This is a genomic window from Photorhabdus bodei (assembly GCF_003287735.1).
GTDB classification, from domain to species: Bacteria; Pseudomonadota; Gammaproteobacteria; order Enterobacterales; family Enterobacteriaceae; genus Photorhabdus; species Photorhabdus kayaii.
The window spans coordinates 25,138-44,886 of sequence record NZ_NSCM01000026.1; the positions used below are offsets into that span (position 1 = coordinate 25,138).

The 19,749-nt window shown below is 42.6% G+C and carries 21 protein-coding genes; 8 read left to right on the forward strand and 13 right to left on the reverse strand.

The annotated features are described in order from the left end of the window. Positions 1-67: 67 nt before the first annotated feature. From CKY02_RS14575 to uspE, 4 genes are all read left to right on the forward strand, one after another. On the forward strand, positions 68-970 hold the full coding sequence (locus CKY02_RS14575; protein ID WP_240002058.1) for an alpha/beta fold hydrolase: 903 nt from the start codon (positions 68-70) through the stop codon (positions 968-970). Positions 971-1,039: 69 nt separating this feature from the next. Further along, entirely contained in the window at positions 1,040-1,822 is a 783-nt protein-coding gene (locus CKY02_RS14580; RefSeq protein WP_112895838.1) for a fumarylacetoacetate hydrolase family protein, read from the forward strand. Between the two features lie 541 nt (positions 1,823-2,363). Next, positions 2,364-3,119: an FNR family transcription factor gene (locus CKY02_RS14585; RefSeq protein ID WP_011146433.1), complete on the forward strand. Its 756-nt coding sequence runs from the start codon at positions 2,364-2,366 to the stop codon at positions 3,117-3,119. Positions 3,120-3,240: 121 nt separating this feature from the next. Next, positions 3,241-4,185 (forward strand): universal stress protein UspE, encoded by a 945-nt coding sequence (uspE, locus tag CKY02_RS14590; protein WP_112875998.1) that lies wholly within the window; start codon positions 3,241-3,243, stop codon positions 4,183-4,185. A gap of 63 nt (positions 4,186-4,248) precedes the next feature. Here the strand turns inward: uspE and CKY02_RS14595 are convergent, their stop codons facing one another. The 5 genes from CKY02_RS14595 to CKY02_RS14615 form a co-directional block, all read right to left on the reverse strand. After that, entirely contained in the window at positions 4,249-5,226 is a 978-nt protein-coding gene (locus CKY02_RS14595) for an urease accessory protein UreD (RefSeq protein ID WP_112895839.1), read from the reverse strand. Then, complete coding sequence (gene ureG / locus CKY02_RS14600) at positions 5,223-5,858, reverse strand: urease accessory protein UreG (RefSeq protein ID WP_011146430.1); 636 nt, start codon at positions 5,856-5,858, stop codon at positions 5,223-5,225. The genes CKY02_RS14595 and ureG overlap by 4 nt, the downstream gene beginning before the upstream one ends. Positions 5,859-5,910: 52 nt before the next feature. Then, the gene (locus CKY02_RS14605; protein ID WP_112895840.1) at positions 5,911-6,597 is read right to left on the reverse strand and encodes an urease accessory protein UreF; all 687 of its coding nucleotides are present in this window, start codon (positions 6,595-6,597) and stop codon (positions 5,911-5,913) included. After that, positions 6,594-7,190, reverse strand: a complete 597-nt coding sequence (locus tag CKY02_RS14610) for an urease accessory protein UreE (RefSeq protein WP_112895841.1) — start codon at positions 7,188-7,190, stop codon at positions 6,594-6,596. The genes CKY02_RS14605 and CKY02_RS14610 overlap by 4 nt, the downstream gene beginning before the upstream one ends. Positions 7,191-7,266: 76 nt before the next feature. Further along, positions 7,267-8,982, reverse strand: a complete 1,716-nt coding sequence (locus tag CKY02_RS14615) for an urease subunit alpha (RefSeq protein ID WP_112895842.1) — start codon at positions 8,980-8,982, stop codon at positions 7,267-7,269. A 48-nt stretch (positions 8,983-9,030) separates the two neighbouring features. On the opposite strand from CKY02_RS14615, the gene CKY02_RS26325 reads away from it, so the two are divergent. Continuing rightward, positions 9,031-9,162 carry a hypothetical protein gene (locus CKY02_RS26325; RefSeq protein WP_275658221.1) on the forward strand — a complete coding sequence of 44 codons (132 nt, stop codon included), beginning with the start codon at positions 9,031-9,033 and terminating at the stop codon, positions 9,160-9,162. Positions 9,163-9,188: 26 nt separating this feature from the next. Here the strand turns inward: CKY02_RS26325 and CKY02_RS14620 are convergent, their stop codons facing one another. Together CKY02_RS14620 and CKY02_RS14625 are read right to left on the reverse strand one after the other, a co-directional pair. Then, positions 9,189-9,578 (reverse strand): urease subunit beta, encoded by a 390-nt coding sequence (locus CKY02_RS14620; protein WP_112895843.1) that lies wholly within the window; start codon positions 9,576-9,578, stop codon positions 9,189-9,191. 91 nt (positions 9,579-9,669) lie between these two features. Then, positions 9,670-9,972, reverse strand: a complete 303-nt coding sequence (locus tag CKY02_RS14625) for an urease subunit gamma (protein ID WP_011146425.1) — start codon at positions 9,970-9,972, stop codon at positions 9,670-9,672. Between the two features lie 371 nt (positions 9,973-10,343). Between CKY02_RS14625 and CKY02_RS14630 the strand changes: the two genes are divergently transcribed. Next, the gene (locus tag CKY02_RS14630) at positions 10,344-11,369 is read left to right on the forward strand and encodes a HoxN/HupN/NixA family nickel/cobalt transporter (protein ID WP_112895844.1); all 1,026 of its coding nucleotides are present in this window, start codon (positions 10,344-10,346) and stop codon (positions 11,367-11,369) included. Between the two features lie 100 nt (positions 11,370-11,469). Then, a complete protein-coding gene (locus CKY02_RS14635) occupies positions 11,470-11,760 on the forward strand; it encodes a CopG family ribbon-helix-helix protein (protein WP_112895845.1) in 291 nt (96 codons plus the stop codon). Positions 11,761-11,996: 236 nt separating this feature from the next. Here the strand turns inward: CKY02_RS14635 and pntB are convergent, their stop codons facing one another. Both pntB and pntA read right to left on the reverse strand, forming a co-directional pair. Continuing rightward, the gene (gene pntB, locus CKY02_RS14640; protein WP_112895846.1) at positions 11,997-13,385 is read right to left on the reverse strand and encodes a Re/Si-specific NAD(P)(+) transhydrogenase subunit beta; all 1,389 of its coding nucleotides are present in this window, start codon (positions 13,383-13,385) and stop codon (positions 11,997-11,999) included. Between the two features lie 10 nt (positions 13,386-13,395). Then, positions 13,396-14,925, reverse strand: a complete 1,530-nt coding sequence (gene pntA / locus CKY02_RS14645) for a Re/Si-specific NAD(P)(+) transhydrogenase subunit alpha (RefSeq protein WP_112895847.1) — start codon at positions 14,923-14,925, stop codon at positions 13,396-13,398. A 413-nt stretch (positions 14,926-15,338) separates the two neighbouring features. On the opposite strand from pntA, the gene ydgH reads away from it, so the two are divergent. Continuing rightward, complete coding sequence (gene ydgH, locus CKY02_RS14650) at positions 15,339-16,292, forward strand: DUF1471 family protein YdgH (protein WP_112895848.1); 954 nt, start codon at positions 15,339-15,341, stop codon at positions 16,290-16,292. Positions 16,293-16,370: 78 nt separating this feature from the next. Here ydgH and stlE read toward each other — a convergent pair whose 3' ends face one another. The 4 genes from stlE to CKY02_RS26330 all read right to left on the reverse strand — a co-directional run bounded on the left by stlE (position 16,371) and on the right by CKY02_RS26330 (position 19,546). Continuing rightward, positions 16,371-16,613: a stilbene biosynthesis acyl carrier protein StlE gene (gene stlE / locus CKY02_RS14655; RefSeq protein WP_036775642.1), complete on the reverse strand. Its 243-nt coding sequence runs from the start codon at positions 16,611-16,613 to the stop codon at positions 16,371-16,373. A gap of 85 nt (positions 16,614-16,698) precedes the next feature. Continuing rightward, a complete protein-coding gene (gene stlD / locus CKY02_RS14660; RefSeq protein WP_112895849.1) occupies positions 16,699-17,847 on the reverse strand; it encodes a beta-ketosynthase StlD in 1,149 nt (382 codons plus the stop codon). Then, the gene (stlC, locus tag CKY02_RS14665; RefSeq protein WP_112895850.1) at positions 17,848-18,795 is read right to left on the reverse strand and encodes a stilbene biosynthesis aromatase StlC; all 948 of its coding nucleotides are present in this window, start codon (positions 18,793-18,795) and stop codon (positions 17,848-17,850) included. It abuts the gene before it with no gap. A gap of 628 nt (positions 18,796-19,423) precedes the next feature. After that, positions 19,424-19,546 carry a hypothetical protein gene (locus CKY02_RS26330; protein ID WP_275658222.1) on the reverse strand — a complete coding sequence of 41 codons (123 nt, stop codon included), beginning with the start codon at positions 19,544-19,546 and terminating at the stop codon, positions 19,424-19,426. Positions 19,547-19,749: the final 203 nt, after the last annotated feature.

The window sequence follows — 19,749 nt, forward strand, 5'->3', positions numbered from 1 at the left end:
TTAGTGAATATTACCCGCTGTCGTTATATTAATAACGTATTAATTTAAAATAAATAAGGAAGATATCATGATGTCAATATCAGCGAATCCTCAACATAAACTTATACAACCCGAATTACGTTCGCTTTGGTCTGCTATTGCCAGCGGTGAAATCCATCTACATTATCTCGATGTAAAAGGGATAAAAACTCGTGTTCTTGAAGCAGGTAACGGACCTACTCTGATTTTCTTGCATGGTATTGCAGGTCATTTAGAAGCTTATATGCGCAACATACTGCCCCATGCTGCCCATTTTCGTGTACTGGCAATTGATATGCTAGGGCATGGCTTCACGGATAAACCAGTCCGTTCCTATGAGATTATCGATTATGTGGAACACCTACGGGATCTTATTGAGACATTAAATCTGAAAAAAATTCACCTTTCTGGCGAGTCGCTAGGCGGATGGGTTGCAGCCCGGTTTGCGGCAAAATATCCGCAATATATTCACCGTCTGGTGTTGAACACCGCTGGTGGCATGATTGCTGATCTAAATGTGATGGAACGCCTGCGCACACTGAGCTTAAATGCAGTGAAAAACCCAGATCGGGAAGCTACCCGCAAGCGTCTTGAATTCCTGATGGAAGATCCTGCAATGGTGACAGAAGACTTGGTTGAAGCCCGTTTTGCCATTTATCGTCAGCCGGGTATGTTGTCCGCAATGGAAAACATCATGTGCCTGCAAGATATGGATACCCGTTTACGTAACCTTTTGACCGAAGATGAACTGGCAAAGATCCAGGCTGAAACCTTAGTGCTATGGACTACACACGATCCGACTGCTGCGGTTTCAGTAGGTCAGCGTCTTGCCGGGCTTATCGAAAATAGCCGTTTTGTCGTGATGGAAAAATGCGGTCACTGGCCTCAATATGAAGACCCGGACACATTCAACCGGCTCCATATCGATTTTTTACTCAACGGCAACAAATAATGTCCCTTTCAGACGAGTGATATTCCAGTTGGGATGTCACTTCTGTGGTTTGAGCAGGAGCAACAACAGATGAATAACGTCATAACCCATCTTGGTGAAAAATTGTTTCAATCATGGCAGAGTCATCAAGCCATCGAGCCTATCTCTAGTGAATATCCAGAACTAACATTACACGACGCCTATCTCATCCAGCAAAAAGTTATTGCTTACCGGTTGGAAACAACTGGAGAGCGAATTGTCGGTAAAAAAATCGGTATCACTAGTCAAGCAGTTATGGATATATTGAACGTCGATCAACCCGATTTTGGCATTCTCACCTCAGGTATGCATTACAAAAACAATGCCACTGTACCCATTGAGCAATTAATTGCGCCGAAAGCTGAAGGCGAAATTGGTTTTATCCTGAAACACAACCTGTGTGGACCCGGTATTACGGCAGGAGATGTACTCAGAGCAACAGATTATGTCGTGCCCTGTATCGAAATTGTCGATTCCCGTATCCGTGACTGGAAAATAAAAATCACAGATACTGTTGCTGATAATGCCTCATCAGGGTTATTTGTCATTGGCAATGGTACCCGTCTGCCCTCAGAAATTGATTTAGCTGCCGTGACAATAACGCTAGAGAAAAACGGTAAACTGGTTGACACTGGCATTGGTGCCGCTGCACTAGGGCATCCAGCCAACGCGGTTGCCTGGCTAGCGAATATGCTAGGAACACTGAATATGGCGTTACTCCGTGGAGAGATCATTCTCTCTGGCTCCCTCACCACCATGGTGCCAGTTAATACGGGTGATCAGTTGAAAATTAACTTACTCGGTGTGGGATCTGCCAAGGTCAGTTTTGCTTGAAAAATTAGCCTTAGTTTATTAATAGGAGTCATAAAAAGCCCCCACCAAAGCTATTGGCAACAAAGCTACTGGCAACTTAGTGGCAGGAACATAAATCACTTACATCACTTTTCATATCATTAAATTAAGGAAGAAGAGAGAGTGTAACTTATTTATTTATCTTTATTTATAAAAAAATAGGTAATTAATAATAAAAACACAAAATAATCATCGATGATTCCATTTATATCAAGTTCATCTACTCAAGTTCAGCGAACTCTAGACGCTCACGGTGAATTATTTATACAATGATACCAACCGCATGTTAGAACTCTTACTTAAGTCCACCAACTCAACAAAACTCTACATTATTCAGCCTTATGCAAACGATGGCAATAGCAGAACAACAGCTTTATACATACAACGCAATAATTTCTTATGGATAGGATAAACAAGTAATACATTTTCCTAAATAAATTGCAGAAAACCATTATAGCTCTTACCAGAATCATCAAGAAATGCTAAAGTTGAAAGATATGAATATTTCAAATGAGCATGCCATATGATCCAGGAAAAACGTGTTATTCGTCGAATCCAGTCTGGTGGTTGTGCGATCCACTGCCAGGATTGTAGCATTAGCCAACTGTGTATTCCTTTTACCTTGAATGAGCACGAGCTTGACCAGCTTGATAATATCATTGAGCGTAAGAAACCTATCCAGAAAGGGCAAACGTTATTTAAAGCAGGCGATGAGTTGAAATCTCTTTATGCTATCCGTTCTGGCACAATTAAAAGCTACACCATCACCGAAGAAGGTGATGAGCAGATTACAGGTTTCCACCTCGCAGGGGATTTGGTCGGTTTTGATGCTATCCTCAATACTCAGCATCCAAGTTTTGCTCAGGCTCTGGAAACATCAATGGTCTGTGAAATTCCGTTTGAAACTCTCGATGATCTGTCCGGCAAAATGCCTAATCTCCGCCAGCAAATGATGCGCTTGATGAGTGGAGAAATTAAAGGCGACCAAGAAATGATATTGTTGTTATCTAAGAAAAACGCTGAAGAACGGTTAGCCGCATTTATTTATAATCTCTCTCGTCGTTTCGCTCAGCGTGGTTTCTCACCAAAAGAATTCCGTTTAACCATGACCCGCAGTGATATTGGTAATTACCTAGGTTTAACGGTTGAAACTATTAGTCGTCTGCTTGGGCGTTTCCAGAAAAACCAAACTCTCGGTGTAAAAGGTAAATACATCACGATTGAAAACATGGATAAGTTGTCTGAGTTAGTCGGAAAAAAATCTGTTTCAATTACCTGATCTTAAAACCAGATCATCTTATTTTGTTGATCTGGTTCTCCTCTGACCTGTTCGGTTTGCTTATATTGGTTTATCTTTAGTATTGAAGCGTGTTTTGTCTAGCCTCTGTGAGGATACTATTATGGCAAACTATCAAAACCTTTTAGTTGCAATTGACCCAAGTCAGGACGATCAACCGGCATTAAGACGCGCAGTTTATATAGTGCAACGTAACGGTGGCCGGATTAAAGCTTTCTTGCCCATTTATGATCTCTCTTATGAGATGACCACCTTACTCTCCCCAGAAGAAGGTAGTGCTATGCGTAAAGGTGTTACCAGCCAACGCACTGCCTGGCTTAAACAACAAGCGTACTACTATCTGGAAGCCGGTATTGATATTGAAATAAAAGTGGTATGGCATAATCGACCTTATGAAGCGATTATCCAGGAGGTCATTACAGGTGATCACGATTTACTTCTGAAAATGACGCATAAACATGACAAGCTAGGCTCCTTGATTTTTACCCCGCTTGATTGGCAGTTACTCCGCAAATGCCCATGTCCAGTATGGATGGTAAAAGATCAGATATGGCCGGACCAAGGCTCCGTTGTAGTCGCGGTCAATTTATCTAATGAAGAATCATACCACCATGAACTGAACCTGAAACTGGTTAAGGAAACTCAGGAACTGGCAAATCAAGTAATGAAAAATCCGGAAATTCATTTGGTCAGCGCTTATCCTGTTGCGCCACTAAATATCGCTATTGAGCTACCCGATTTCGATCCAAGTGTTTATAACCATGCTCTACGTGGTCAACACCTTATTGCCATGAAAGAATTACGCCAAAAATTCTGCATTGATGAAAAATATACTCATACCCATGAAGGACTACCAGAGAGTGTTATTCCCAAAATGTGCGATGAGATGAATGCGGGCATTATCGTTCTTGGTATCCTCGGCAGAACTGGGCTGTCCGCTGCTTTTCTGGGAAATACCGCAGAACATGTGATCGACCATCTTAAATGTGACCTTCTAACGATAAAACCCGATGGCTTTGAATGTCCAATTAAAGCCGTTAAAGAGTGATAGTAATAGCATGACAACCATCCATTTGGCGATAAAGCCCGAAACAGATTCTCATCCCAGGTTTTATCGCCAGATAAACGGCTCAGGCAGTGTAACACCCAAGATCTCCTCACGGGCTATACGCCAGAAAAGGCGAACACCCGCTTTAACTTGATAAGTTTCTTTTCCCAACACCTTAAAGATTAAACCACATTGATTAGGTAAACGACTGGTACCACTCGCTATACCCGTTTCAGCATCGTACTGAGGCGTCATGCGCGCCAGAATACGATCATGGTGAACTTGAGGCGTGAGCAAGATCACATTGCCGAATACATGAAACGGCCCCATCACCCCTACGCTGTTCAACGGTTGTTTTTTCGGCTCCAGTACATAACGTTCCGCAAACAATATCTTGCCATCAAAATCAGTTGCCGTAATTCGTGATGAGTAAACATCAAATTTAAACCCTTGATCAGCAGGGTGGTATTTGCGACCGGACATAATAATTTCAGAATAAATCAGTGTGGCAGTCGAGTGAATGGTTATTTGAGTGTCTGTGATAAACCGAGAACCACTGTGGGGTATAACCGGATCGGGCATCATTTCCAGATAGCCTCCCTGCTCTATCTGGATAGTTTGCACTTGCGCCGCATAGTTATTCACCATCGAATGAATCTTAGTAGCCGATTGGGTAGTAACATGACCAAACGCCTCTGGAGCAACATGAATGTCCAGCGCCAACCTATCTCCTTGTAAGATACATCCCGACGTGGAGATCATAAATACACACGGCATCTGCGGCAGTGCCTCATCCCAATACAGCGCCCGCTGTACCAAATAAGGAACCCGGCGTTTCATTTGCGCCAAAATGCTACGATCACCACGCCGGGCAAATCCCAACTGTAGATAGCCACTTTTACCGATATCACCGCTTGCCATCTGAGGCGGTTCATCCTGAAATAGTGCAAGTTCCGGCGCGTTGGCACCAAGATTATTTGCCCGTTGATACACTTCGCCAATAACTTCGCCAATATTTTGCGGCGAGCTGGTGGAAGTCATTGTGTCGCCTGTAATGAATGGGTAAACAGGAAGTCACGCATGATCATATTTACCAGCGTTTCAACACCCTCACCTGTTTTGCAATTGGTAAGGATATAAGGGCGCTGACCACGCACAACTTGAGTGTCATGCTCCATCACCGCCAGGCTGGCACCAACATAAGGTGCTAAATCAATTTTGTTGATCACCAGAATATCCGCCTGTACCAGACCCGGTCCGTTCTTGCGCGGAATTTTCTCCCCTTCGGCAACATCAATCACATAAATATAAAAATCTGCCAGCGCCGGACTAAAAGTGAGTGTCAGGTTATCACCACCACTTTCAATTAACACGACATCGCTGTCAGGAAAACGCGCCTCCATCTCCTCTACCGCCGCAATATTCATACTGGGATCTTCGCGCACCGCTGTATGAGGGCAAGCACCGGTTTCCACGCCAAGTATCTTTTCTTCATCTAAAATGCCTTTCAAGGTACGTTTAACCTGTTTAGCATCCTCGGTGGTAACAATATCATTGGTGATAATCAGAGGTTTTATTCCGCGCTGAATCAAAATAGGTGTGATCACTTCAATAACGGCAGTTTTGCCTGAACCCACCGGACCGCCAATACCAATTCGAGTAATTTTTTTCACAGAGATTTCCTCACACGATTAAGAGGTGGTTAAAAGCAATATCAGGATTAAGTTAGTTACTGAACAGCCGGGTGAACGCGCTAACATGTAGTGCCGCTAGAACATCAGTCATAGGTGCATAAGATGTCATTTGGTCAATTCCCCCCTTTTCCGCCTCATCACAAAACAGTTCAATATCCTGATTTAATGAGAACAAGATACGTTGAATTTCAATATGGGTAACACGCATCAGGCGTATAGCCGCACTGAGTATCGTCATTGCAACGCCATATTGATGCATGACGATCACTTCACGTGGAGAAGCACCCAATGCGCTCATGACGACCGCCAAAGTAATCGGATAGGTACCTGCGGCAATATCGCTCTTTATCTGTGCTAACCACCATGCAATTAACGACTCACCGGTGACTTCAACCGCCATTTCCGCTAACTTTTTCCCCATCCGCGTAACCATGGTGCGACTTTCTTCATTTAATTTGCGGTTAAGTACCGCCCAATCGTGGGAGATAGCAGCGTCATGCTGCCCACAATTCAGCGCCTGACACGCGGCCACTACTGCGCGGCCATCACTACTCACTGCTTGTAACAGCGCTGTCCGCGTAAACTCGCTTAACGTTGCCACGTCATACACGATTTTGCTCTGAATGGCTGATTCCAAACCGTTTGAGAAAGAAAATGCGCCAACAGGCAGTACTGAATCCGCAAATTGCATGATTCTGATTAAATGGAGAGCGTTCATTTTAGTTTAATCACATGCTGGTTCAGAAACGTATTATCGACATGAACGTGTGTTGCAGAATCCTCTGCGCCACCGAATAATAAACGAGCTTCGGCGTTACTAAGAGAAGGCAATATCTCTTCGCCTTTAACAAAGGAGTAAGGCAATGCGTGAAAACCATGGGTTTTCATGACTGAATCCATGACCTTAGTTGATACTGTTAGCGGAATATAAATCTGGTGATTTTTAATCACTGACTTCCAATGCTGGTTACCTAGGGCATGACCAAGTTCAAAGCTGGTTTTCATTACCGTCTCTGAATCTAGTGACAGCAATGATTTCAAATGAATAACCATCACATCACGCAAGCTCATCTGGACAATAACCGCCAGCCCTTTGGTTTCATCCCACAATAAAACATCGCCGTCAGACAATACCTGATGACGGTCAAGGGAAATACCTAAATCCAATCCGTTAAGGGTGGATTTACGACAACGGCTTTTTTGCGCTTCCCATTGCGAAAGCACCAAGATATCCGGCGAGATCCCTTGCAAGCGATCTCGCCAGAAAACATCTTTTTTGGCATTACCAAGAATCTGTTCAATAACAATCATAAGATAACCCCTCTGAACGCGTGGATCGGTTAATCCGGCCAGAAAAAACACGCTCTGACCGGCAGCAAAAAATAGACTAACTAAAGAAATAGCGCTGATTGAGCGCGACTGTCCTGACCGGTTTTACTGTGGCATATTCACCATTCACCTTGACGGCAAAGGTTTCAGCATCCACTTCAATGGTGGGCGTTTCAGCATTACGCACCATATCTTTCTTAGAGATAGCCCGGCAGTTGCGAACCGCCATCACCTGACGTTCCAAACCAAGACTCTCTTTTACCCCCAGTTCCATTGCCGCCTGAGATACAAAAGTGACACAGGTTTCCTGAAGGGTTTTGCCTAAAGCGCCAAACATCGGACGATAAAATGTCGGCTGAGGTGTCGGCAGTGAAGCATTCGGGTCCCCCATCACCGCCCAATTAATCATACCGCCTTTGATGACTAACTTAGGTTTTACGCCAAAGAAACGTGGCTCCCACAGCACAAGATCAGCCATTTTGCCCACTTCAACCGAACCGAGCACATGGCTTATTCCCTGAGCAATCGCCGGGTTAATCGTAATTTTGGCAACGTAACGTAATACACGGAAGTTATCGTTATGTGCTGCATCTTCAGGCAACTTGCCACGCGCCGCTTTCATGGCATGAGCAGTTTGCATCACGCGCAGCCAGTTTTCTCCCACTCGTCCCATTGCCTGAGAATCACTGGAAAACATCGACAGTACACCCATATCGTGTAAAACATTCTCCGCCGCAATGGTCTCCGGGCGTACACGGCTTTCCGAAAATGCAACATCAGCCGGCACTTTGGGATTAAGGTTATGGCAAACCATAATCATATCAAATAGTTCTGCCTGACTATTGATTCCGTAAGGCAGTGTGGGATTAGTCGAGCTAGGCAACACATTCATCTGGCTGGCAACTTTAATGATATCCGGTGCATGTCCACCACCGGCGCCTTCAGTGTGGAAAGTATGAATAGTGCGACCTTCAAAAGCATCAATGGTATCCTCAACATAACCGCCCTCATTCAGGCTATCGGTATGTACCGCGACTTGAATGTCCATTTCATCCGCTACACGTAAGGCATTACGCAATGCAGAATTAGTTGCGCCCCAATCCTCGTGCACTTTTAGACCGGCAACGCCAGCTTTGATCTGTTCAACCAGCGGCATTGCTACCGCAGCATGGCCTTTTCCCAAAATACCTACGTTAACCGGTAAACCTTCAAAAGCACGCAACATACGGTGGATATGCCACGGGCCGGCGGTAACAGTAGTGCCGTTAGTGCCATCGGTGGGGCCAACACCACCGCCAAAGAAAGTTGTCACACCATTGGATAAAGCATGTTCAGCCTGTTGAGGAGAAATAAAATGAATATGGGTATCAATGCCAGCGGCCGTGAGGATGAGATGTTCTCCAGATATAGCATCAGTACTGACACCAACCACCATACCGGGCGTAACGCCATTCATCATGTTGGGGTTACCGCTTTTACCTATCCCGACAATGCGACCCCCTTTTAGGCCGACATCCGCTTTAATGACTCCTTGTCGGGCATCCAAAATCGTGACGCTGGTAATCACTAAATCCAACACGTTTTCGCTGGTCATACGGTTATCCGCACCCATACCATCACGCAGTGATTTACCTCCGCCATAGACCGATTCATCACCATAGCCACGCAGATCTTTCTCAATTTCAATAAATAGATTGGTATCACCCAAGCGGATCTTATCGCCGGTCGTTGGGCCAAAAAGACCTACATATTCCTGTCGGGAAATGGTTGGCATAGTTTATTCCTTTGTTCGAAAGATTTTCCAACGTTCGTCGACTCTACCTTGAATTTATTCGATAACTTTATACCCGTCATCTTTCAAGTTGCCTCTTTGTTGGCTGAACTCACTCACCCCGGTCACATCGTTATCTATGCTCCCGGGGATTCACTCCCTTGCCGTCGCGATCCATCTTGAAATCCATAGGGTATAACTCAATTCTACTACCCGGCATGCAACCAGGTTTTTTCCACAGGTTCATCAATAGCAACCAGACTTTTACCTGCCCAACCATCGACTAAATTATTAAATCCATAAACGTTTTGTTTCCCACCAATCGGGATTAATGACACTTCAATTTCGTCACCGGGTTCAATACGGATAGCGGTTGTTGCCGTGATATTAAGTCGTTTACCAAACGCCGCTGCACGATTAAATTGTAAAGCTTTATTTACCTCAAAAAAATGGAAATGAGATCCCACCTGAATAGGACGATCACCAGAATTACGAACTTTTAATTGAATAACCGGACAATCTTCATTAAAGGAGATCGGGTCTTTAGCCAGAATATATCCCCCCAACGGAGTAATATCTTCTTTATTATTTTTTTCCATCGGAAAATCTCTACGTTAAGACGTGAGTCAAGACATAAGTTAATATTTTGTCTAGATAATTTTTCCTGCTATTTACAATTTGTTTCAGCAATCATTGAATGGGATCATGCACCGTGACCAAACGACTACCATCAGTAAATATTGCTTCAACCTGTACATGCGGAATAAGATCAGCAACGCCATCCATCACATCCTCTTTAGTCAGAACATGCCTGGAATCATCCATTACCTCTTCCAATGTTTTCCCCTCTCTGGCGCCTTCCAATGCAGCCGCAGTAATAATCGCAACGGCTTCAGGATAATTGAGTTTTAAACCACGAGACTTACGCTTTAATGCGACATCAGCCAGTGTATATACCATGAGTTTTTCGATTTCCCTTGGTGTTAATTGCATAAAACCCCCTAATCATTGGTTATTCCATACGGTCACACTGCTATGTCAATATATAACTTAATACGATTTTTCCAACAAACTTTATTCAAAAGCTGCTGTCCTTATCCGAATATTGATTGAGATAATCTTTTAGTAAAAAAGCTTTGACACAAAGACCATAATATGTCAATTAAGATCATTCTTCTCAACACAGGTTGGTCCTCTTACCTCTTATTTAAGTTTATCCAAGGTAATATTACAAGCTGATTAGTATGCCTACTTAGTGAAAAAATTATAGGTCATGAAGTCAGAAAATACTTACTGTTTTTTTGACTTCTAGCAATCACCCGTAAGGCGGGTTTTACATTTACAGATTTACAGGTATTCCATATATGAATAATTTAACGGATAAAAAACGTGCTGTATCTCTTCTTGTTGTTTTGATTGCCGCCAACGTACTGGCTTGGGTTTGGGCATTTATCGCTTTCCGTCATCATGCGGTTATGATGGGAGCAGCCCTACTGGCTTACGGTTATGGACTGCGCCATGCGGTCGATGCTGATCATATCGCAGCAATTGATAACGTCACCCGTAAATTGATGCAACAGGGTAAATCACCCATTGCCGTCGGCGCTTTCTTTTCTCTTGGGCACTCTACCATTGTTATTCTAGCCTGCTTCGCCATCGTCCTGACCTCTATGGCGTTTAAAGATCAAATGGGCTGGGTTCACGACTATGGCGGTATTGTTGGCACCTTAGTTTCTGCCTGCTTTCTGCTAGCAATAGCACTGATTAATTTGCTGATATTAAAAAGCGTCTATCAAAAGTTTCAGGAGCTCAAACGTGGAAGAGATCTAGCTAAAAGTGATTTTACCGAACTGGCAACAATGCCAGGGGGAATCATGACGCGCCTGTTCCACACGGTTTTCCGACTGGTAAGCAAAAGCTGGCATATGTATTTAGTCGGTTTTCTGTTTGGATTGGGTTTCGACACCGCTACTGAAGTTGGGCTACTAAGTATATCTGCCGCTGGCTCTCTCAGTGGGCTTCCTCTGTGGTCGTTGATGGTATTCCCGGCGCTATTTACCAGCGGTATGGCACTCATCGACTCACTGGATAATTTTGTGATGGTGGGTGCCTATGGTTGGGCTTTTTCCCAACCGACACGCAAACTCTATTACAACATGACCATTACCGCCGCTTCCGTTGCCGTAGCACTGTTCATTGGTGGGTTGGAAGCGCTTGGGCTTATCGCTGAACAGTGGGATTTGCATGGTGTTTTCTGGAACACTATCGGAGCATTAAATGACAATATGGGCAATGTTGGTTTTTGGGTCGTCGGGATTTTTATTCTGTTCTGGACCTTATCGGTGATGAATTACCGCTGGCGGGGCTACGATACGCTGGAGATTAAATAATATTTGCATAGCGTGCAATGTATTACATCCCGAAATGTTGTTATGCTCGCTACCTGATGGATAGCATTTGTATTACTAGTGATATCATTGTGAGAAGGCTATGCATAAACAGACGAAACAGACAATAACCCTTCGCTTAGATGAAGGGTTAAAAACACGTATTAAGGCATTGGCTGATGCGCAAGGCATTTCTGCCCATTCGCTTATGGTACGTTCAATTGAAAGCGAAATTGATACTTTGGAGGCCAGACAACAATTTTTACGTGATGCCGAAAACGCTTGGTTAGAATATGAAGCTACTGGCTTGCATTTAACTGGCAGTGAGCTTTGCAATTGGTTGGATGTTCTTGCACGTGGCGAGGATAAGGAACCACCTGAATGCCATCCGTAATAGTCACTCCAGCAGCCGTAAGAAATATAAATCGTTTTACATCAACGCGATACAACTGCTGCAAAATCGGCATTTAATATCATTAGCAAACATATCCAAGCACTGGAATCTAACGTTTTAGCTGGACGGCCAACAGAAATTTATCCATTATTAAGTAAACAACGGATGTAATCTCTGTCTCTCAATCAAGATATGATTGAGAGACAGCAAAACCCAACCAAAGTTTTATCAGTTAATCACAATGCACGCAGGATTGCTTCCACACTTGCCTTCGCATCACCGAACAACATTTGGCTATTGTCTTTAAAGAACAGTGGATTTTGCACACCGGCGTAACCTGTGTTCATAGAGCGTTTGAACACAACAACATTTTGTGCTTTCCAAACCTCCAGAACGGGCATACCCGCAATCGGGCTGTTGGGATCTTCCTGTGCCGCAGGGTTAACTGTGTCGTTGGCACCAATAACCAACACAGTATCGGTATCAGAGAAATCATCATTGATTTCATCCATTTCAAGAACAACGTCGTAAGGCACTTTTGCTTCTGCCAACAGCACGTTCATATGCCCAGGCAAACGTCCCGCGACGGGATGAATACCAAAGCGGACATTGACTCCTTTCTCACGTAGTTTGTCCGTGATGTCATGTACCGGATATTGCGCCTGTGCAACAGCCATACCGTACCCCGGCGTGATGATAACAGAAGTTGAATTTTTCAATAGTTCAGCAACGTCTTCCGCTGTGGTTTCACGGTACTCACCCATCTCTTGCTCATCACCGGTTGAAGAACCATCAGTACCAAACCCGCCGGCAATCACACTGATAAAAGATCGATTCATGGCTTTACACATGATGTAAGAGAGAATCGCCCCCGAAGAACCAACCAGTGCACCCGTTACAATCAACAAATCATTGCTCAACATGAAACCTGCCGCTGCTGCGGCCCAGCCCGAATAGGAGTTCAGCATTGAAACCACCACTGGCATATCCGCACCACCGATGGAAGCAACCAAATGCCAACCAAACGCCAATGCAATTGCTGTCATAAGCAACAATGTGAACACTTGCAGGCCTGTACTTTCCGTTTTCACAAAAGTAATCAACAGCACAAAAGAGATCACAAGCGCTGCAAGGTTTAATTTATGGCGATTTGGCAACATCAACGGCTTAGAGGAAATTTTTCCACATAATTTACCAAATGCCACAACAGAACCGGTGAAGGTAACCGCACCAATGAAAACCCCCAAGAAAACTTCTGTCAGATGGATATTTTCCATCACGGGTTCTGCGAAACTATCGTGAGCAATAAAGCTATTAAAACCGACCAGCACGGCGGCCAAACCAACAAAACTGTGCAGAATAGCAACTAATTCCGGCATTTCAGTCATGTCAACTTTATTTGCCAGACGAATACCAATCACCGCACCGATCACCATCGCCAGAATAATCCAGACAACACTTCCGGTATCAGGCCCGAAAATAGTCGCAATCAATGCGATTGCCATTCCGGTGATACCAAAAATATTTCCGCGTTTAGAACTTTCATGACGAGATAAACCTGCCAGGCTGAAAATAAATAAAACGGCGGCAACAATATATGCTGCTGTAACGACTCCACTCGACATTAGTTACCCCTTAGTCCTTACGAAACATTTTCAGCATACGTTGAGTGACAGTGAAGCCACCGAAGATATTAATGCTGGCAATAAGAACAGCAATAAATGAGAAGAAACTTACCCATCCACCATCACCAATTTGTAATAACGCCCCAACGACAATAATCCCCGAAATGGCATTAGTTACCGACATTAACGGTGTATGCAACGCATGGCTGACATTCCAGACCACGTAATAACCCACCACACAAGCCAACGCGAAAACAGTAAAGTGAGATAAGAATTCTTTTGGCGCAACATTGGCTAACCAACTGAATAAGATAACAACCAATGCCAATAAACCATATTTCAACCAAGGTGAAACGGGTTTCGCCGCTGGCTTTTCTGCTTTAACTGATGCCGGTTTTGCTTGCGGCTGAACCGAAACTTGAATGGGTGGCGCCGGCCAGGTAATTTCGCCCTCTTTGACAACTGTCACGCCACGAATAACAACATCGTCAAAATCAATATTGATTTCGCCATTTTTCTCTTTGCACAGTAATTTCAGCAAATTAACCAAGTTAGTGCCGTAGAGTTGTGAAGATTGTGTTGGCAAGCGACTTGGCAAATCTGTGTAACCAATAATTTTCACACCATTTGCAGTAATAACCAATTTATCTGCTTGCGTTAATTCGCAGTTCCCTCCGGTCTGAGCGGCCAGATCAACAATCACACTACCCGGCTTCATGGATTCAACCATCTCTTTGGTGATAAGACGTGGAGCCGGTTTCCCTGGAATTAACGCTGTTGTTACAATGATATCAACTTCTTTTGCCTGTTCAGCAAAAAGCGCCATCTCCGCTTTAATGAAGGATTCAGACATGACTTTTGCATATCCGTCACCACTACCGGCCTCTTCTTCAAAATTCAGCTCAAGAAACTCCGCTCCCATGCTCTGAACTTGTTCTTTAACTTCAGGACGAGTATCAAATGCACGAACAACCGCGCCCAAGCTGCCCGCAGCACCCACAGCAGCTAAACCAGCAACACCGGCACCAATAATCATCACCTTGGCTGGCGGGACTTTTCCTGCCGCAGTAATCTGACCAGTAAAGAAACGACCAAATTCGTGAGCGGCTTCGACTATTGCACGATAACCGGCAATATTCGCCATAGAACTCAACGCATCCAGCGACTGTGCTCTGGAAATACGCGGTACTGAATCCATCGCCAACACCGTGACTTTGCGGTCTGATAATTTCTGCATCAACTCAGAGTTTTGTGCTGGCCAGACAAAACTCACCAACGTACTCCCTTCCTTCATTAATGCAATTTCATCATCCTCAGGAGCATTAACCTTTAAAATAATATCTGAACGCCAAATATTATGACGATCAGTAACTTCAGCACCTACTTGTTGGTAAGCACTATCCTCAAAGCTAGCTAAATGCCCTGCGCCAATCTCAACAACGACATTAAATCCCAATTTCAGCAGGTGTTCCACCGTGTTCGGTGTGGCTGCAACACGTGCTTCATTGGCAAGTCGCTCCTTCGGTACACCAATACGCATAATGTTCCCTTCCTAAAGCCTAAGATTAATGATGATTATTGCTTGTTACAGTCAATTTAGCGACTAAATTAACTTTATTACTGCCATCAGTAAAATCTATCAACAAATATTTTGATAACAAATTGAAAATATTATCGATGATAGATAACTAATGCGTAAAATAACTAACTAGTATTACCGGTGTAGTATTACCGGTGTAGTATTACCAGTGCAAATCGCAATTTTAACTGGACTACCCGCGATGTTGATAAAAACTTATAGCGCCCTATCCTATAAACTTGCATTCATTCATACTGATAGCATAAATTCGTGGGACATTAGCTATTATTACATGTAATAATTATCGGCTATGTGATGCATAACCATGTTCAGCAAGTTACAACTATTTAATGCGCAAGGTGGAAGAATTTTTTATGAAGCTGAAAACAACGATCATTGCAGCAGCGGTACTCTCATTAACGGGTATTACCACTGTTCAAGCAGCTCAGGAGTTATCCCCGGAGAAAGCGGCAAAGCTGAAACCATTTAAACGTATTACGGTTACAGGCCCTTTTAATGCTATTTATGAAGCTGCCGATGCGGTTTCCCGTCATGCAGACAAAATGGGGGCAGATGGGTTTTATATCCAAAGCCTTGACGATCTAAATAATAGCAGCAATCTGCGCGTTACAGCTGATCTGTATCACAAAGATGCAGAGGAAATTGATAATTCACCTAAATATCGTATATTCCGCGGCATCAAAGAATTACCCAAAGCAGAAGCTATAACGTTGGAACCATTCGACACAGTCACTATTAACGGCTTTTACGACAATGAACCCGATTTGAATGAAGCCATTGCAAAAGAAGCTAAGAAAAAAGGCGCTGCGGCTTTCTTTATTGTTCGTCAGGTTGCAATCAATGATGGCGGTAATCAGACAGTGACAGCTTATGTTTATAAAGATGATGCGCCAAAACGCCAAATTCAGGCTGATGAAGCTGTTATCCCGGCAGATTCCGATTCTGGACGTATTGCATTGGCTGCTGGTGGCGAATCAGCTAAGAAAGTAGAAATTCCTGGTTTAGCCTCTTCAACTTCAACCAGTAATTCTGTTGGCCGCTTCTTTGAAACCCAGTATTCTAAAGGTAAACGTTACACTGTAACTCTTCCTGATGGCACAAAAATCCAAGAATTAAATAAAGTCAGCGCTGCTCAGATGGTTCCTTTTGATTCCATCACCTTTTCAGGTTACTACAACAGCACGCCTGATGTTTCCTATGAAGTGGCTAAACGCGCCGCGGCTAAAGGGGCTAAGTACTATCATATTACCCGTGAATGGCAATCTAGTGGTGGAACCTCCACTATCAGTGCAGACCTGTTCAAATAATCTATTTAACCCAAAAAAAGGCACACATGATAATCATATGTGCTTTTTTTATTTGTAAAGATAATAAAGTTCTTCAAATTAGTTAGCGGATTCTAATTTCGAATCGATACAATCAATAGCATTCTGGATCGTCACTATTTTTTCCGCTTCTTCATCATCAATAGTTATTCCGAAATGCTCTTCCAGAGCCATAATCAGTTCAACATTATCTAACGAGTCGGCACCTAATTCCTCGAATGTTTGTGTATTAAGAATCTGGGTTTCAGGTATTCCAAGTTGTTCTGCAACAACACTTTTGACACGATTCTCTAAATTTTCCACGCTGTATTTTCCTAGATGTACCAATTACAAGGGGAAACAGAAACAGGTTGCTTCCCCATTCTTCATTAACACTAAGATTAAATATTTACACGACAGTCAGGTGCATGAATGCCCCTGTGAATCTGGCACTTTCAGGGATAAAACATAACAGACGTTGATCTTTCTTCAATTTACCCGACTTCATAAGCTCATCCAACATGATATAAATAGAAGCCGATCCGGTATTTCCTTTCATTGTTAAGTTAGTAAACCAACGCTCTTGTTCAATACCAAAATTAATATCTTCAAGACCCTCGGAAAATTTCATGCGGAAATATTCAGATGAGTAATGAGGCAAGAACCAATCAATAGATTCTGCCGATAAGTTACGATCAGCAACTATCCGTCTCAATGGTTCGGTAAGTGTGAATTTAACGACCCTCTCATTTAAATATCTGACATCTTGTTTGATGCAGAAAACAGAATATGCAAGCCAATCAGCTTGACTCATTTGAGCCCAACCTTTCAAACTTCCATCTGCTAACTTTTCTCCACCTGAGTACATACATGTCTCTTGCTCATTAGCAAAAGAGTAAATATCTATCCAATCAATTCGTAATGAAACACCATCAGGTCGAGGTTTGTTTTCAAGTAAAGCAGCGCCGGCACCATCAGAAAGCATCCAACGCAGAAAATCTTTTTCAAAAGCGATTTCAGGGCGTCGTTCCAGTTCTGCAACCCGAGCTTCGTTTTCACTCTGGAAATTGCGGGCATGCAATACAGTGGAAGGGACTTCCGACGTTGTTGAAACCGCATTACTTGTCGTTCCCGAGAGAACGGACAAATAAGCATATTTCATCGCTGTCATACCGGCAGCACAAGCACCGGAAGTTGAGATAACTTCACAGGGTATATTTTTGAGCTCTCCATGAACCATGACACCATGACCCGGTATAATTTGATCAGAAGTACCACTGCTTGCTGCCAGACTTTGCATATCATCTAAAGAAAAGTGTTCATCAACCAAACCTTTTACTGCCTCAGCCGCTAATTGAGCAGATGTATAAGTTGTCTCACCCGTCTCTGGATCCAGGGCATAATGGCGATATTTGATACCATTATTGCGAAGAACTATATGACGAGATCTTGATGGACGACCACCAACAAAACCAAGGACAGATTCCATTGTATTATTATCTATTGGGTTTCCTGGCATAAACGCGGAAACTTTAGTGATATAAACGTTGTTACTCATTTACTTATTTATCTCCTTATCATCGTAGCGGGCAGAACCAGAAGGTTGTTCATAGTATTTCTGTAACTCATTAAGACGTTCTTTAAGTAATGGGGTAAGCAAACGGCGAACAACCACTGAAATAGGAAAAACAACTAATACCATCAATATTAAATAGGTTACAAACAACGCTAATAAAGAGCGTCTTACCCATATCCCTCGTTTGCCCACACGGCAAATCAACCCGGACCAAAATCTAAATCCTCGATGCGCCGCACGTTCACCGAAAATAAAAGCTTGGTCGACAACCGCTGCTCCCATACCTTTCAACATTGGAGCATCAACTTTCTCTTTATCCGTTTTGAGCGCTGCCAACAATGCATCACCAAAACGTGTAGCATCTTTAACGTCTTCCTCCGATACGCCCGCCCGCGGTAAGCTAGGGAATGGCTGTCTTTTTCCTGTCATTAGCCATATCGGGGTTGTGAATACTGTTGCAAAAAAGTTTGCTTTATCAACAAAGACCACGTTATCGCGCAAATATGCTCCACTTTCATGCAACAATCTTTTGACAGTTTCCTGAGCTATCAACCACATGTTTCGGCAAGCAATAACTGTCACCACCGGTCGGCCATTAAGTAAACGCTTTCCTTCTTCACTCTTAAGAAATGCCACTATCGGAGGAGCAGGTGATAAATACCAAACTTGGTAGCCTAATATGACCAAATCAAAAGGTTCTTCGTCTTCCAGATTCAAAGGCGCTAGCTCAGGCGGATGTAACTGCACTGTTTCTGGGAAAACATCAACAAATTTAGAAAACTTCCAGGGAAATTCAAATTCTGGAATCGGTTTCAGAATAACTTCACGGATGTATATCTCGTCAAACTCTTGCAGGGGTGAAATTAAGCTTTTTACCACCTCGATCAATTGGCCACTTTGGGAATACGACACCACAAGAACACGTTTCATATGTTCTAACCTTTATGAATATTTAATACTGAGCCATTCATCGGCACCTAAAAGATAAAAATTTTAATAACAACTGTCCTCTAACCATCTGAGAATACTTTTTGGCATAGGTACATATAATCATTCCTGAAAATTAAAAACATATACAAGAAAAATAAGTTAATAAATCACAGAGTAATATTTTCACAAACAATATAAATCAAAACAGTCGTTGTCAACATGATTTTTTTATTTTTATATAAGATTAGTTTTATATCACATTGCAGGAAATTAATTAGTTACTGATAGAAAAATCAATGAAAAATATATTAACTTGAATATAAGATTAACAGAATCAATTAAAATCAAAAAAATATTTAAATTAAATCAATGAATTAAAAAAACATTCCATATTTTTTAATTTGATAAGACATTCATAACATTATGAAATTACATATCTAATGGATTAATTTAATAATCTGACATGAAAACAAGAGATTATTATTACTTAGCAGTAATATTACATAACAAAATGAAAATTAGAGGTAAAACTTTATCTTTCACAACTATTTTTATTAAATTTTGAGATCGATCGAAAAAATTAAAATAAAAATTACTTAATTAGTAATAACACTATACCCAATGGATTTCAAGATGGATCGCGACGGCAAGGGAGCGAATCCCCGGGAGCATAGATAACTATGAGACCGGGGTGAGTGAGTGCAGCCAACAAAAAGGCAACTTGAAAGATGACGGGTATATAGTAATTCATGCTTATTACCTATTTACCTTAGTACAATAAACAGCATTATAAAAATAACTCATATCAGCTTATAAAAACAAATTGCATCTCACTAAATTCACCATCAAACAATGCATAAATTTTATAGTTATTTGCATAGAAAACCATTGCATCCAGCTCATACCCTTCGTAGAATCCTCCCCTATTTCTAGGTTCAATCAGTTTGTTTCTCC

Bases quoted from the DNA above. Each gene is read 5' to 3' on its own strand.
- CKY02_RS14630 (WP_112895844.1), top strand. From the start codon at position 10,344: ATGAATAATTTAACGGATAAAAAACGTGCTGTATCTCTTCTTGTTGTT.
- pntB (WP_112895846.1), bottom strand. From the start codon at position 13,385: ATGTCGAGTGGAGTCGTTACAGCAGCATATATTGTTGCCGCCGTTTTA.
- CKY02_RS14635 (WP_112895845.1), top strand. From the start codon at position 11,470: ATGCATAAACAGACGAAACAGACAATAACCCTTCGCTTAGATGAAGGG.
- CKY02_RS14615 (WP_112895842.1), bottom strand. From the start codon at position 8,982: ATGCCAACCATTTCCCGACAGGAATATGTAGGTCTTTTTGGCCCAACG.
- stlC (WP_112895850.1), bottom strand. From the start codon at position 18,795: ATGAAACGTGTTCTTGTGGTGTCGTATTCCCAAAGTGGCCAATTGATC.
- CKY02_RS14605 (WP_112895840.1), bottom strand. From the start codon at position 6,597: ATGAACGCTCTCCATTTAATCAGAATCATGCAATTTGCGGATTCAGTA.
- ydgH (WP_112895848.1), top strand. From the start codon at position 15,339: ATGAAGCTGAAAACAACGATCATTGCAGCAGCGGTACTCTCATTAACG.
- uspE (WP_112875998.1), top strand. From the start codon at position 3,241: ATGGCAAACTATCAAAACCTTTTAGTTGCAATTGACCCAAGTCAGGAC.
- CKY02_RS14580 (WP_112895838.1), top strand. From the start codon at position 1,040: ATGAATAACGTCATAACCCATCTTGGTGAAAAATTGTTTCAATCATGG.
- CKY02_RS14595 (WP_112895839.1), bottom strand. From the start codon at position 5,226: ATGACTTCCACCAGCTCGCCGCAAAATATTGGCGAAGTTATTGGCGAA.
- CKY02_RS14610 (WP_112895841.1), bottom strand. From the start codon at position 7,190: ATGATTGTTATTGAACAGATTCTTGGTAATGCCAAAAAAGATGTTTTC.
- CKY02_RS14575 (WP_240002058.1), top strand. From the start codon at position 68: ATGATGTCAATATCAGCGAATCCTCAACATAAACTTATACAACCCGAA.
- CKY02_RS14625 (WP_011146425.1), bottom strand. From the start codon at position 9,972: ATGCAATTAACACCAAGGGAAATCGAAAAACTCATGGTATATACACTG.
- CKY02_RS14585 (WP_011146433.1), top strand. From the start codon at position 2,364: ATGATCCAGGAAAAACGTGTTATTCGTCGAATCCAGTCTGGTGGTTGT.
- CKY02_RS26330 (WP_275658222.1), bottom strand. From the start codon at position 19,546: ATGAATTACTATATACCCGTCATCTTTCAAGTTGCCTTTTTGTTGGCT.
- pntA (WP_112895847.1), bottom strand. From the start codon at position 14,925: ATGCGTATTGGTGTACCGAAGGAGCGACTTGCCAATGAAGCACGTGTT.
- CKY02_RS14620 (WP_112895843.1), bottom strand. From the start codon at position 9,578: ATGGAAAAAAATAATAAAGAAGATATTACTCCGTTGGGGGGATATATT.
- stlD (WP_112895849.1), bottom strand. From the start codon at position 17,847: ATGAGTAACAACGTTTATATCACTAAAGTTTCCGCGTTTATGCCAGGA.